Origin of the sequence: Streptomyces sp. NPDC005866, assembly GCF_040629895.1 — a bacterium.
Lineage (GTDB): Bacteria > Actinomycetota > Actinomycetes > Streptomycetales > Streptomycetaceae > Streptomyces.
Window position 1 is genome coordinate 51572 of the sequence record NZ_JBEXWP010000003.1, and the last position, 13017, is coordinate 64588.

Here is a 13017-nt window from a genome sequence, read left to right on the forward strand (position 1 = left end):
GACGTTCCTCACCCGCCGCTCCCGGGCGTCGCCGTCCAGGCCGACTGCGGTGCGCACCAATCCGGTTGACCGGACGCCGGGCTCCTAGGCCGAGGGGCGGATGTGGTCCGGTGGCGGCGTTTTTCCGCGCAGCACCGTGCTGCCCTCGTGCCAGGCGCCGAGGAGTCTGGCCGCCAGGCTGTCTTCGAGGTGGGTGGTCGCGCGGATCCCGAAGACCACGTCGGTCTCCAGGTGCGGTTCGGCCGCCAGGAGTCCGCCGACGACGTCGTGGCGTACGACCTGTTCGTGGACCGCGTCCGCTTCCACGTGCTCGGTGTAGAACCGCACGGCCGCCGGGCCGGCGTCCACGCGGCGCAGTGCCTCGGCCAGGCGGCGGGAGGCGGGGGAAGAGGTCACCTCGACGGCGGCGAAGTGACCGACGAGCGCCGCGCGCAGCGCCCGGTGCAGACCGAACAGGGACATCAGATTGACGGTGGCCAGTGCCTCGGGCGGCGCCGCGTCCAGGTAGTACCCGTAAGTCGTGTCCAGCCCGAGGTCCGCCATGAGGTCGGCGAACAGCTGCGCGTGGATCTCGTCGGCACGGCCGCCGCCGAACTCGTCGAACTCCACGGCGACCATGGCCGCCTTGGCCCGCCCGTACAGCCTGGGCAGGACCCAGGCGTGCGGGTCCGCTTCCTTCAGGTGGTACAGCGAGCGCAGCGCCGCGTACTCGCGCATCTGGTCGAGGCTGCCGTGGTCACGGAGGAAGTGCGAGACGCTGCCGGAGCCGTCCACCGGTTCGACCTGGAGTTCGTCCAGCGCCTGCCGGGCCGTGTCGGTGCCGTCGATCGGTACGTCCTCGCGCAGCGCGCCCAGGAAGCGGTCCTCGATCGCACCGCGGCAGGCCAGCAGACGGCTGTCCCACTCCAGGTCGTCGCTCACGCCCTCGAAGCCCTGGTAGTGCAGCTCGTAGAGGACGTAGAGGGCGAGTTGCAGGTCGTCGCCGTACGGCGAAGAGCGCGACGGGGAGGGCATGCTCCCGGGATCCGCTCCCCGCAGCATGGCTGTCACGGCGGCGGAGAGCTCGCCGCGCGGCTCGGGCAACGGCGGAGGCCGCAGCCGCGACTGCTGTTGGACAGGGGAGCTGTTCACCCGGCCTCGCCTTCGCCGGGCCGCCTGTCGCGGCGGCGGTGGCTGGTGTCGCACCAGGGGAAGATACGGCTGCGGCGGCAGGTGCAGACAGCCACGTTGAAGCGCTTCGAGACGATCACCTCGCCGTCCTCGCCCACCACTTCGACCGGCCCCTCGATGAGCAGGGGGCCGTCGCGCTGGACGCGGACGCGGCGGGGCCGTTCAGATGTGTTGGGCACGGATCACCACCAGCTCCTCTGTTGTCGCACCGTCCGCCGTCAGTCCCTGCTCGCGCAGCCAGGTGAGCCGTGAGCGCAGTACGCGGCCGTAGGGCAGCCGGGCCCGGTCGACGACCTCCGCGCGCAGACCGGCCTCCTCCAGGCGGGTCAGCGTGGTGCCGGTACCGCACAGGTGCGAGTGCACGATCAGGAGCGTTCCCGCCGGCCGCAGCACCCTCGGCGCGGTGTCGCAGATGCGGTCGATCAGCAGCCGCCCGTTCGTTCCGGCGTCCCAGGCCCGGGCGGGGCCTCTCATCGGCAGAGGGCCGGGGGCGGGCACATAGGGCGGGTTGGAGATCACCAGGTCGAAGCGGCGGTCGGGCACGGCAGCCGCCATGTCGCCGTGGCGCACGCGCAGGGTCTGGCCGTTCAGCATCGCGTTCAGCCAGGTGGCGGCGATCGCCCGCCAGGAGATGTCGACCGCGGTGACCCGTCCGCCGAGGCGGGCGGCCTCCACCGCGAGCATGCCGCTTCCGGTGCCCAGATCCAGTACGTCCGTCTCCGCGCCGACCCCCTCGCGGTGCAACGCCCGTACCAGGAGCCGGGTGTCGGTCTGGGGGCGGTAGACGCCCGGGGGGACCCAGCAGCGCAGGCGCGGGGCAGCGGTGAGAGCTTCAGCCGTCATGACGCCTCCCTCAGCCGGACGTCTGCAACGGCAGGGCGGACAGCGCCCGTGCGACCCCGCACAGGTTGTCGGCCATGGTCCGGCCGGTCTGATGCGCCCACTCGCGTCCCTGTTCCTCCTCCAGGTAGTCGGGCCCGGGACCGGGCCCGAGGTGCCAGTACGTCCACGCCTGGCCCGGGATCGTGTAACCGATGTCCGCCAGGGCCCCGGAGATCTCGCTGATGACGTGGTGCGCGCCGTCCTCGTTCCCGGTGACCACCACGCCGGCCACGCGGTTGTAGGCGACCGGGCGGCCCTCGTCGTCCGTCTCGGACAACATCGCGTCCATGCGCTCCAGCACGCGCTGCGCCACCGAGGACGGCCGGCCCAGCCAGGTGGGCGAGGCGATGATCAGGATCTCCGACTCCAGGAGCTTCGCGTGGATCTGGGGCCACTCGTCGCCGTCGCCCGCGTCCGTCACCACGCCGGGGGCGAGGTCGAGATCGACGGCCCGTACGGAGACCACCCGCACGCCGTGTTCGGCGAGCCGCTGCATGACCACGGAGGCCAACGCCTCGGTGTTCGACGGCTCAGGGGATCTCTTGAGGGTGCAGTTGAGGACGAGTGCTTTCACGATCGCTCCGAGGGTCGGGGACAGGTGTCGCTGCGCGGGAATGACCCGACAGCGGCTCACGAGTACCCCCTGGCCGCAGACGTAACGAGGGAGATCGAACAGCCCTCGCCGCTCTGCCCGGATCGGGCGGAACCCCGCCGCCCCTCGGTGATCGTGTTCATGTGCTGAACTGATACCGATCGGATGGCGGGACGGACGGATAGGGCCTGTCGTTCGGATCAGGCCGCAGGTCAGTGGCGGTGCAGTTCGATGCCGGGGAGCGGGGACTGGTGCGTGTAGCTGCAAGGAGGAGGAGGGAGTCGACGCGGAGCTTCGGCGACCGACGACAACGCGGCAGATGCGCGTGCCAGCCCCCGCGTCTGCGGAGTGATCCAAACGAGAGGCCCTAGGACGGGAGTGATGCCACGTGCCCGAGGTCGAGGGGTTCGTGAGCCGGCTGAATACCGAGATGTGTGTGGTCACGGCCGCGGCGGGCGAGGAGCGGTCGGGGTGTCTGGTGGGGTTCTTCTCGCAGTGTTCGATCCGGCCGGTGCGGTTCACGGTGTGGCTCTCCACGGCCAACCACACCTACGAACTCGCCCGCACCGCTGACCATCTCGCCGTTCACCTGCTGACGCGTGAGCAGCACGAACTGGCCGCCCTGTTCGGCGGGGAGTGCGGCAGGCAGGTCGACAAGTTCGCGCACGTGCCCTGGACGCGGGGACACGGCGGCGCGGTCGTCCTGGAGGACGCGGCGGCCTGGTTCGTCGGCACGATCGAGCGGCAGGTCGAGGGCGGTGACCACGTCGGGTTCGTCGTCGCACCCGTGCAGTGGGGCGAGCGGACCGGCGGCCAGGTGCTGCGGCTCCATGAATGCTTGGGCATCACTCCTGGACATCCGGTGGATTGAGCCGGCCCCGGACTGGCTCACCGTCGCCGGGGCGCCGCAAGGTCTACGCCGATCACGTCATCACGCGGCCTCGGTCCGCCCCGGGCAGAGCAGACCGACGAGTCCGGGGCGGTGCAGGTCGGAGACGGGCGCCAGAAGGTCCGGGTGACGCAGAAGCGCGGCCGCCCGCAGATCCCGTACCTCGGGCTCGACGAGACGCCGGAAGCCGGCCGCCGGCCCCGTCGGGCGTGCGCCGGCCGCCGGCGCGGTGACCGCTGTGCCGGCCGGCTCCCGGTCGGAGAGCAGACAGGCCGCCCAGCTCGCCAAGACCTCGTCCACCCAGGTCCGCCAGGCGTCCCGGTCCGGATCGTGGGGCACGCTCTCGTCGGCCGTCGCGTCGGCGCCCGTGGTGCAGTCGAGCCGTGCGGAGCCATGCGCCGGCCCGACGACGGCACTGCCGACCGGCTGCCTGGGCATCTCCATCAGCCCCACGACGTACTACGGCGCCGGGGACCACGCCCCGCCCCGGGGCATCAGGCTCTGCCTGGGCAACGCCGCCGGCATCGGCACCCTCACCACCCGCCCTGCGCACCCTGGCCGACGGCCTGGAACGCGGTCGGCCGGCCTGGTCCTCGGGCACGCACGCCCGAGACCCCCTCGGGCGACAGCGGCCGGCTGACCAAAGGGCCGACGGCCGGTCGGATCCGTACGCTTCCCACCGGCCGTCGGACGTCGCCCCGTGTTGGTCAGGAGGTGAAGGGCACGCGGGTCCAGTTGAGGACCTGGGGGCTGCGGGGGTCGACCGTCACCTTGAGGTAGTTGGTGGCGTTGCCGGACCCGTCGATGGTGACGCGGTGCAGGTTGGGCACAGCGGCCGTCTGCTTGTAGAACGACAGCCACTTGGAGCCGGTGGCCAGCGGCTGGTCGGCGTTGTAGGCGTGGCTGTCGCCGTTGAACAGGTACACCGGGCCGTGGAACCGGGCGGATTCCTGGGCGATCGCGTCGACGATCGGCTGGAAGGCGTAGTAGTCGGCGTACGAGGGGTCGGTCACGGTGGGGTCGAACATGTCGGCCTGGGTGAGCAGGGCGACGGCCTTGTCGTGGTGGCGGCGGGCCCCGTCGAAGGTGTCGCGGATCGACTGGACCACGGCGGCGGTGCGGCCGAGGACCTCAGCGGCCTGCTCGGGGGTGGGCTGGGTGTTGCCGGTCCACGGCGCCATGCTGTTGTTGCTGCCGACGATGTGCAGCGCGGCGAAGGCCACGTCGGCCCGGGTGTAGCGGACGTCCTCGGGGTATCCCTGGTCCGCCTGCGAGGCGACGCGGACACTGTGCTGCCCGAGTGTCGAGCCGGGCCGCGGGAAGAACACCTTGCGGATCGTGGCGAGGCGGTCGAGCGGGTTGTAGGGGCCGTTGTTCGGCCGGTGGCAGTCGGTCCACTCATTGTCGCCGACGGTGTAGACCAGCGGGTCCTTGAACTGGTCGAAGTCCGACTTGATCATCTGGAAGTAGGCGTCGCTGCATACGGACGAGCCGTTCTTGATGTCGCCGAGGTGATCCACGAACTGCACGTCGGGGTCGGCGTTGATCTGCTGGATGACTTTGGGGAACTGGGCGATCTCGGCGTCCCCGTAGGGAATGTCACCGATCACCGCGAAAGTGAACCGGGAGTCCGGGGAGCCCGCGGTGGCCGCGCCGGCCGACCCCGAGCCGCTGGACAGGGTGACGGCCAACACGCTCAGGGCAACCGCTGCGGATACTGCATGACGCCGCTGTCTCATCGTGTTCCTCCTGTGATCGGAAAGGCGCGTCAATCTCCCGGGCGTGATCGACCAACAGGTCCCTTCACGGAGGACAGGCGGTGAACAGTGCCCGGCGAGGCCGAACGCGGCTCGGCGAACCGCTCGCACAGTTCGCCCTGCCCGGTCACGCTGATCAGGCGTCATACTCCTCACGGCATGCCAAGCGCACCGCATGGGACGCCGGTTGGGACCCCGACGGCCGGGGCAGCCGCGCGCGGCCCGGAAGTGGCGTCCGTCTGCGCCGCCGGGCGGGCGCGGTGCCGGGTCGTCAGTCCAGCACGCCGAGAGCCGCGAGGATGTCGCCGGGTTCGGCTCGGGCGGTGTCGTCGGAGTGGACGAAGGCCCAGCGGATGGCGCCGGCGCGGTCGGCGAACCAAGCAGTCAGCCATGACCCGCGCGACGCCGTACCGCTTCGGTGAATTCGCCGCCCTGTTCATCAGCTGCGAGCCCCCTGTGGTCGCGGGTGGTTCGGCCGTTCGGCTGGAGACGGGCACCGGCTTGCGCCTCAGGCCCGGACAGCCCACCTGACCTGTGCCAACGTGTAGGCGCGGGGGACGTTCCTTTGCGAGCGCGGCTCCAAGACTGGAGGAGACGGCCGATGGCAAATGGCGGGCGGCCGTCGGGTCCGGCCCCGACCGGTGGGTCGAGACGCCGGAGACCGGAAGAGACATCGGCGCTGAAGCGACTCAGGCGCCTCCGTGGCGCTGTGGCCGCCGCCGCGGCCGCGGCCCGTGCTCGCACTCGTGCAACGGCACGGCGTGCCGGGCAGCTGCCGCCGCCCCCGGGCCCGTTCCGTCCTGGGTTCTGGCGCAGTCCGATCCGCGGGCCCTGGCTCACCTCGGTGTTCGGCCTGGTCCTCCTGATCGGCATCCCGGTGCTGTTCATCACCGGACTGCTCTCCTACGCCTCCTACAACCCCGGGCTGAGCCCCCTCAACGACGAGACCCCCGACAAGGGCGTCCTGGGCTTCTACCTCTTCAGCTGGCCCACACATCCCTACTGGTTGTACCGGCTGATCCAGGGCGTGCACGTGACGCTGGGCGTGGTACTGGTGCCGGTGCTGCTGGCCAAGCTGTGGTCGGTGATCCCGAAGCTGTTCGAATGGCTGCCGGTACGCTCCGTCGCCCACGGCCTGGAGAGGCTGTCCCTGCTGATGCTGGTCGGCGGCGTCATCTTCGAATTCGTCACCGGCATCCTCAACATCCAGCTCTACTACGTCTTCCCGGGCTCGTTCTACCGCCTGCACTTCTATGGCGCCTGGGTGTTCATCGCCGCCTTCGTCGTCCACGTGTGCCTCAGACTCGGCCGGCTGACGCGGGCACTGCGCTCGCGCGGCCTGGGCGCCGAGCTGCGTACCGACCTTGCCCACACCGTGCCCGAACCACCGGATCCCGACGGCCTGGTGGCAACCGCTCCCGCCGCGCCGACGATGACCCGGCGCGGCGCGGTGGGCATGGTGGGAGCGGGTTCGCTTCTCCTCCTCGTGGTGACCGCCGGTCAGAGCATCGGCGGACGGCTGCGCGACACGGCGCTGCTCGCCCCGCACAACCGTGATCCGGGCAGCGGCCCGAACAGCTTCCAGATCAACAAGACGGCGGCGAAAGTGGGCGTCACCGCCGCGCTCGTCGGACCGACCTGGCAGCTGGAGGTGTACGGACGCGGAGCGCCACGGGTCTTCACCCGCGATCAGCTTCTGGCGATGCCCCAGCACGCCGCCGCACTGCCGATCGCCTGCGTGGAGGGATGGTCCACCGAGGACCAGCACTGGAGCGGCCTACGGCTGGCCGACCTCGCCGCTCTGGCCGGACTGCCCGACGCGGGAAGTGTCCTGGTCAGGTCGATCCAACCCCCCGGCCCCTTCACCAGGGTGATGCTGCGGGGCAACCAGATCCACGATCCCCGGTCGCTGCTCGCGCTCCGCGTCAACGGCGCGGACCTCTCGCTCGATCACGGCTACCCGGCCCGCGTCATCGTTCCGGCCAACCCCGGTGTGAACAACACCAAGTGGGTTCACCAGCTCACCTTCAGGGCGTGACCATGGCACGATTCGTCCGCTGGTACGGCTCCGGACCTCTGCACCTGCTCGTCCTGATCGCCTCGTTCGCCCTGACCGGCTACGCCATGGAGCGCCTGTTCACCGTCCAGCCCTGGGACGTGGCGATCTGGTTCGTCGGTGCGGCGATCCTCCATGACCTCGTCCTCCTGCCGTTGTACTCGCTCGCCGACCTGTCGGCCCTGTCGGTACTGCGGCACCGAGCCGCCGCCGGCCCGAGGGTGCCGTGGATCAACTATCTGCGCGTCCCCGTCTTCCTGTCAGGTCTGCTCCTGCTGGTCTGGTTCCCTCTCGTCTTCCGTCTGGCGGTTCCCTACCCCGGCGACACCGGGCTGTCCGACAGCGTCTACCTGGGCCGATGGCTGGCGATCACCGGTGTGCTCTTCGCGGCCTCCGCGGTGGCCTTCGCGATGAGACTGCGCCGGGCGAGACGGGCCGGCCAGGGCGACGAGAGCCGACCCGCTGCGGGGCATGGCACGACACTATGACAGCGGACGACGAGCTGTACGACGCCGACGAGGATCCCTACGCGCTCACCCTGCGACCTGACCGGGAACCGGTGTACCTGCGGCTGGCCGACGGACGCCGGATCCGGATGCCGGTGCACCGCTGGCACGAGCGGCCCACGATGGCCGACAGGACCGTACTGGAACGCTGCATCGGTCCCGTCCTCGATGTCGGCTGCGGCCCGGGCCGTATGTGCAGGACCCTCCTGAGCCGGGGAGTCTTCGCTCTCGGGGTCGACATCGCGCCTCGGGCGGTCGCCCTGACCACCGCTCTGGGCGGGCTCGCACTGTGCCGATCGGTCTTCGACCAGTTGCCGGCCGAGAGAGTCTGGCAGACGGTGCTGCTCATCGACGGCAACATCGGCATCGGAGGCGACCCCCATGGCCTGCTGCGCCGCTGCGGCGGGCTTGTCGCTCCGACCGGGCGCCTCGTCGTCGAGGTTGACCCCGACGACGTCGAGGAGCTGTGCACCGCCCGGTTCGAGGACCTCCAGGGCCAGAGCGGTCCCTTCTTTCCCTGGGCACGGCTCGGACGACGAGCGCTCCAGGGGATCGCCGCCGGCCTTGACCTCAGCGTCACCGATCAGTGGACGAGCGGGCACCGCTGCTTTGCCACCCTCGTGCACCAGGGCTCATCCGGGCCCCCTCCCAGCAACGGCGACCGCCGCCCCACGCCCGCGTGATCAGCTGGAACCGGGACTGGAACTGCCGGACGCTTCGTTCGCGGCACGGCGGTACTCGGCGTTGATGCGCTGAGCTTCCTCGAGCTGGTCCTCGAGGATGACGATGCGGCAAGCAGCCTCGATCGGGGTTCCCCTGTCGACGAGCTCGCGGGCGCGGGCGGCGATCCGCAGTTGGTAACGGGAGTACCGGCGATGTCCTCCCTCCGAACGCAGCGGAGTGATCAGACGAGCCTCACCGATGGCTCGGAGGAAGCCAGGGGTGGTGCCGAGCATTTCGGCGGCCCGGCCCATGGTGTACGCGGGGTAGTCGTCGTCATCCAGACGACCGCTGAGCGGAGTATCTGCTGCCATGTCACCTCGTTGTGCAACGCGTCGAGGGGCCCTGGTGCCGTACGGCACCAGGGCCCCGAAGGAAATTGAACACCATCGGTCGGCCCTAATGCTGCGCCGACCTTCTGTTTCCGCTACCCGGCCCGGTAAGGGGAGGGGTGCGAGGATCGCGGCTGCGTGACCGGGGACCACCTTCCATTCCGGGTTGTCTTGCGGTACCTGGACCGAGAGCTTCTCGGACCGAGCGTCCTGATGGCGTCTGCTCCTCCGTCCTTCCTCTGAACCAACCGACCTGCGAACTTCACGTACTGCTACCCGCCAGTTCGTGTCTGCCGGGTCTCACTTGACCGTGTCAACGAGAAGAACACTAACCATCCCGGGAGCCAATGTCTACTCCGACAAGGATAGATTTTCGCGTCCAGGAACCACAGGGCAGCCGCCCCGGCCAGGAGGATCCGAACGGACGGCGACACGGCGACACGTAAAGACCCAGAGACCCAAGAGACCCGGTGGGGGTCTCTGGGTCTCTGGGCCTGTGGGTCTCTGGTGGCGGTCGCCGCCTGTCCTTCACACCTTCACGGAAGTGGTGCCTTAGCGGACGTGCTCCCCGGCGGTGCCGGGCCGGGCGCCGTGCATGGTGAACGGTCCGGCGAGGACGTCCCGTAGACGGACCCGGTCCGTGTAGGTGGGGCTGTCGCGGAGGAGGGCGAGCCGGGTCCGGGTGATCAGGCCCGTGCGCTGGTCGTCCCCGTCGCACAGGACGAGGTGATCGACACGGGCGCCGGCCATGAGCGACAGGGCCACCTCGATCGTCATGTCGTCACGGACCCGGGGTCCGGCGGCATACGCGTCCCTGTCGTCCACGACGCCCTTGGGGAAGCGATCCGCTACATGGTGCTGTGTCTGAGCCGGCGCCATAGGTGCCTCCTGCCGAAGGAAAGGGTGACCTGTGATCACAGCGGCTCTAGGCAGCCGAGCCGACGCTGGGCCGCCGCTCCGCCCTGCGGCGCGCCGCCTCGCCGACGGGCCGGCCCTGGCCCGCGCGGCCCCGGCGACCCCGGCGCCCCTGGGACCGCCCCTGGGACGAAGAAGACGCGCCGCCGGGACGTTCCACGGCCGGCGCGGCGATGACGACCGGGACACCGGACGGAGCCTGGGCACCCGTGATGCGGCTCAGCTCCGCCTCGCCCGAACGAACCTGGGCGACCTGGGGGGTGATGCCTGCCGAAGCCATCAGTCGGCTCATGTCGCGCCGCTGAGCAGGGGTCACCAGAGTGACGACGCTGCCGGACTGGCCGGCGCGGGCCGTACGACCGCCGCGGTGCAGGTAGTCCTTGTGGTCGCTGGGCGGATCCACATTGACGACCAGGTCGAGGTTGTCGACGTGGATCCCGCGCGCCGCGACGTTGGTCGCCACCAGTGCCGTCACATGCCCGCTCTTGAACTGGGCCAGCGTCCGCGTGCGCTGTGGCTGGGACTTGCCACCGTGCAGGGCCGCGGCGCGGACACCGCTGCTCAGCAGGTGCTTGGTCAGCCGGTCCACCGCGTGCTTGGTGTCGAGGAACATGATCACTCGGCCGTCTCGCGCCGCGATCTCGGTGGTCGTCCGGTGCTTGTCCGCGTCGTGCACATGGAGGACGTGGTGCTCCATCGTGGTGACCGCGCCCGCCGACGGGTCGACGGAGTGGACCACCGGGTCCGTCAGGTAGCGGCGGACCAGCAGGTCGACGTTGCGGTCCAGGGTGGCCGAGAAGAGCATCCGCTGCCCGTCGGGCCGTACCTGGTCGAGCAGGGCCGTGACCTGGGGCATGAAGCCCATGTCGGCCATCTGGTCGGCCTCGTCGAGGACGGTGATGGCGACGGCGTCCAGCCGGCAGTCGCCCCGGTCGATGAGGTCCTTGAGCCGCCCGGGCGTCGCGACGACCACCTCGGCCCCGGTGCGCAGCGCACCGGCCTGCCTGCCGATGGACATCCCGCCGACGACGGTGGCCAGCCGCAGGCTCACCGAGCGGGCGTACGGCGTGAGCGCGTCGGTGACCTGCTGGGCGAGTTCGCGGGTGGGGACGAGGACGAGGGCGAGCGGCTGCCGTGGTTCGGCGCGCCGTCCCGCGGTACGGGCCAGTGCGGCGAGTCCGAAGGCGAGGGTCTTGCCCGAGCCGGTGCGGCCACGGCCGAGTACGTCACGACCGGCCAGGGAGTTCGGCAGGGTCGCCGCCTGGATCGGGAAGGGTACGGTCACGCCTTCGTGGCCGAGCGTTGCCAACAGCCGTGCAGGCAGGGCGAGTTCGGCGAACGACTCGACAGCCGGCAGCGCGGGCGTGATCGTCTTCGGCGTCGCGAACTCGCCCTGTACGGCTCCGGCCTGTCCGGGCCGCCCGGACTGTCGATTTCCGTAGCCCTTGGAACGGCGCGGACCAGCGGAACGCTTGGCGCCGGCGCCTCCTCCGAAGCGGTCATATGTTCGGGATGTCTGTGCACGAGTCATGCGGAACCTTCCTTGATGCGGCGCGTAGCAAGGAATTCCCGCAGCAGATGAGCGGCGCAGAGAATCTCGAGACGAGCCGAGTTCGATGTGGGCGGAGTCGGACCGACGGGGAATGCGTCACCGGCCGGTGATGTGGCGGGGCCTTCCCGTCGCGCGCCCTTAAAATGCACGCGAACTGGGGCCCGCACCCCAGAGGTGCGGGCCCCAGCTGCGAAGTATGCGTCAGCGAGTGTGCGTCGGCGCCGGTGTCAGGCGGGGACGATGTTCTCGGCCGTCGGGCCCTTCTGGCCCTGCGCGATGTCGAACGACACCTTCTGGCCTTCCTGCAGCTCGCGGAAGCCCTGGGCGGAGATGTTCGAGTAGTGGGCGAAGACGTCGGCGCCGCCGCCGTCCTGCTCGATGAAGCCGAAGCCCTTTTCCGCGTTGAACCACTTCACGGTGCCAGTAGCCATTTCATTTCTCCTTCGGAGGCGGTGTCAGGAGTTCGCCGTGTGCGAATTCCGTGTCGCCGTGGTGATTACCCCGTAGGAAATGAACCTTCTGGCAACCACACCTGCAACTTCGATCGACAGTAGCACGGAGCGACCGCCCTTGCACGCTGGGATAATTGCACTCGGGTCGGTGGTCGAGGAATACTCGCTGTACCCCATACCCATTTCTCATTTCACGGGCACAGGTATTGCTCTGCGCGGGCACGGCTTTCCTGCGCCGCGCTTCCGCCCGCAGCCCTGTGACCTCCGCCATCGGGAGATATGTCGCCCCCACCGCCGCCGGCGGTTCGCGCAACGGTGAACGCTCCGGGACTCCCCCATCGCGATGAAGATCACATCCTCCGCGCCGGGCCCGACGACCGGCGGCGGCCGGACGACTGCGGTGCCGAAATATCAGCCCTGCGCGGTCGGGCGCACGATGAGTTCGTTGACGTCGACGTTTGACGGCTGGTCGACGGCGAAGGCGATGGCGTCCGCGATGGCCGAGGCCGGGATCGCCAGTTGCTCGGCCGCCGACCGTGCGGCGGACCGGGCCTGGGCCGAGCCGCCGCGGTCGGTCAGCTCGCTCCGCGTGAAGCCGGGGCTGACGACGGTGACGCGGACGTCCCGGCTCTCCTGCCGCAGCCCCTCCGACAGCGCCGCCACGGCGAACTTGGTGGCGCTGTAGACCGCGGCGGTCGGGTCCACCCGATGCCCGGACACCGAGGACACGTTGACGATGTGCCCGCCCCCCTGCCGCTGCATCTGGGGCAGCACGGCGGCGATGCCGTGGAGCACGCCGCGCAGATTGACGTCGATCATCTGCTCCCACTCGGCGATCCGCAGTTCGGCGATCGCCGACAGCGGCATCACCCCGGCGTTGTTGATCAGTACGTCGATACGGCCGTACTCCTCGATGCCGGCGGCGGCGAAGGCGCGCACGGAGTCAAGGCTGGTCACGTCCAGCGCACGGTGGGCGACCGGCGCCCCGCCGGCGCGCAGCTCCTCGGCGAGCGAGGACAGGCGGTCGGTTCGACGGGCGCCGAGGAGCAGACGGTGGCCGACCCCGGCCAGCCGGCGGGCGGTCGCCTCGCCGATGCCGCTGCTGGCACCGGTGATGAGGACGGTCTTTGATGCTGCTGACGTGGTCACGCGTGCTCCTTCGGGGTGTTGCGGCGGCGGTCGCCGTCCCTTCAA

General features: G+C 70.2%; 16 protein-coding genes. 5 read left to right on the plus strand and 11 right to left on the minus strand.

Translation table 11 applies throughout. The features are described 5' to 3' along the window. Positions 1 to 84: 84 nt before the first annotated feature. Genes ABZ396_RS04900 through ABZ396_RS04915 form a run of 4 tightly spaced genes read right to left on the minus strand, consistent with a single transcriptional unit; the run spans position 85 to position 2626 of the window. A complete protein-coding gene (locus tag ABZ396_RS04900; protein ID WP_358920314.1) occupies positions 85 to 1131 on the minus strand; it encodes an iron-containing redox enzyme family protein in 1047 nt (348 codons plus the stop codon). Next, positions 1128 to 1349, minus strand: a complete 222-nt coding sequence (locus ABZ396_RS04905) for a CDGSH iron-sulfur domain-containing protein (protein ID WP_358920315.1) — start codon at positions 1347 to 1349, stop codon at positions 1128 to 1130. Before ABZ396_RS04905 ends, ABZ396_RS04900 begins: the two co-directional genes overlap by 4 nt. Beyond that, positions 1333 to 2013: a HemK2/MTQ2 family protein methyltransferase gene (locus ABZ396_RS04910; RefSeq protein ID WP_358920317.1), complete on the minus strand. Its 681-nt coding sequence runs from the start codon at positions 2011 to 2013 to the stop codon at positions 1333 to 1335. The genes ABZ396_RS04905 and ABZ396_RS04910 overlap by 17 nt, the downstream gene beginning before the upstream one ends. Before the next feature lie 10 nt (positions 2014 to 2023). After that, positions 2024 to 2626 carry a flavodoxin family protein gene (locus tag ABZ396_RS04915; RefSeq protein WP_358920319.1) on the minus strand — a complete coding sequence of 201 codons (603 nt, stop codon included), beginning with the start codon at positions 2624 to 2626 and terminating at the stop codon, positions 2024 to 2026. A 406-nt stretch (positions 2627 to 3032) separates the two neighbouring features. Between ABZ396_RS04915 and ABZ396_RS04920 the strand changes: the two genes are divergently transcribed. Continuing rightward, positions 3033 to 3515 carry a flavin reductase family protein gene (locus ABZ396_RS04920; protein WP_358920321.1) on the plus strand — a complete coding sequence of 161 codons (483 nt, stop codon included), beginning with the start codon at positions 3033 to 3035 and terminating at the stop codon, positions 3513 to 3515. A 60-nt stretch (positions 3516 to 3575) separates the two neighbouring features. Here the strand turns inward: ABZ396_RS04920 and ABZ396_RS04925 are convergent, their stop codons facing one another. Together ABZ396_RS04925 and ABZ396_RS04930 are read right to left on the minus strand one after the other, a co-directional pair. Continuing rightward, the gene (locus tag ABZ396_RS04925; protein ID WP_358920323.1) at positions 3576 to 3977 is read right to left on the minus strand and encodes a hypothetical protein; all 402 of its coding nucleotides are present in this window, start codon (positions 3975 to 3977) and stop codon (positions 3576 to 3578) included. Positions 3978 to 4240: 263 nt separating this feature from the next. Continuing rightward, entirely contained in the window at positions 4241 to 5224 is a 984-nt protein-coding gene (locus tag ABZ396_RS04930) for a metallophosphoesterase (RefSeq protein ID WP_358920325.1), read from the minus strand. Positions 5225 to 5680: 456 nt separating this feature from the next. Here ABZ396_RS04930 and ABZ396_RS04935 point away from each other — a divergent pair, with 456 nt between their 5' ends. From ABZ396_RS04935 to ABZ396_RS04950, 4 genes are all read left to right on the plus strand, one after another. Next, positions 5681 to 5821: a hypothetical protein gene (locus ABZ396_RS04935; RefSeq protein WP_358920327.1), complete on the plus strand. Its 141-nt coding sequence runs from the start codon at positions 5681 to 5683 to the stop codon at positions 5819 to 5821. A gap of 70 nt (positions 5822 to 5891) precedes the next feature. Next, complete coding sequence (locus ABZ396_RS04940) at positions 5892 to 7328, plus strand: molybdopterin-dependent oxidoreductase (RefSeq protein WP_358920328.1); 1437 nt, start codon at positions 5892 to 5894, stop codon at positions 7326 to 7328. Between the two features lie 2 nt (positions 7329 to 7330). Further along, on the plus strand, positions 7331 to 7834 hold the full coding sequence (locus ABZ396_RS04945) for a hypothetical protein (RefSeq protein ID WP_358920417.1): 504 nt from the start codon (positions 7331 to 7333) through the stop codon (positions 7832 to 7834). Further along, positions 7831 to 8535 (plus strand): methyltransferase domain-containing protein, encoded by a 705-nt coding sequence (locus tag ABZ396_RS04950; RefSeq protein ID WP_358920330.1) that lies wholly within the window; start codon positions 7831 to 7833, stop codon positions 8533 to 8535. Before ABZ396_RS04945 ends, ABZ396_RS04950 begins: the two co-directional genes overlap by 4 nt. Here ABZ396_RS04950 and ABZ396_RS04955 read toward each other — a convergent pair whose 3' ends face one another. The 5 genes from ABZ396_RS04955 to ABZ396_RS04975 form a co-directional block, all read right to left on the minus strand. Then, complete coding sequence (locus ABZ396_RS04955; protein WP_358920332.1) at positions 8536 to 8886, minus strand: MerR family transcriptional regulator; 351 nt, start codon at positions 8884 to 8886, stop codon at positions 8536 to 8538. Between the two features lie 570 nt (positions 8887 to 9456). Continuing rightward, positions 9457 to 9783, minus strand: a complete 327-nt coding sequence (locus ABZ396_RS04960) for a CBS domain-containing protein (protein WP_358920334.1) — start codon at positions 9781 to 9783, stop codon at positions 9457 to 9459. A gap of 46 nt (positions 9784 to 9829) precedes the next feature. Next, complete coding sequence (locus ABZ396_RS04965; RefSeq protein ID WP_358920336.1) at positions 9830 to 11350, minus strand: DEAD/DEAH box helicase; 1521 nt, start codon at positions 11348 to 11350, stop codon at positions 9830 to 9832. Positions 11351 to 11598: 248 nt separating this feature from the next. Beyond that, the gene (locus ABZ396_RS04970) at positions 11599 to 11802 is read right to left on the minus strand and encodes a cold-shock protein (RefSeq protein WP_126916548.1); all 204 of its coding nucleotides are present in this window, start codon (positions 11800 to 11802) and stop codon (positions 11599 to 11601) included. A gap of 432 nt (positions 11803 to 12234) precedes the next feature. Further along, positions 12235 to 12972: an SDR family oxidoreductase gene (locus ABZ396_RS04975; protein ID WP_358920338.1), complete on the minus strand. Its 738-nt coding sequence runs from the start codon at positions 12970 to 12972 to the stop codon at positions 12235 to 12237. Positions 12973 to 13017 lie beyond the last annotated feature (45 nt).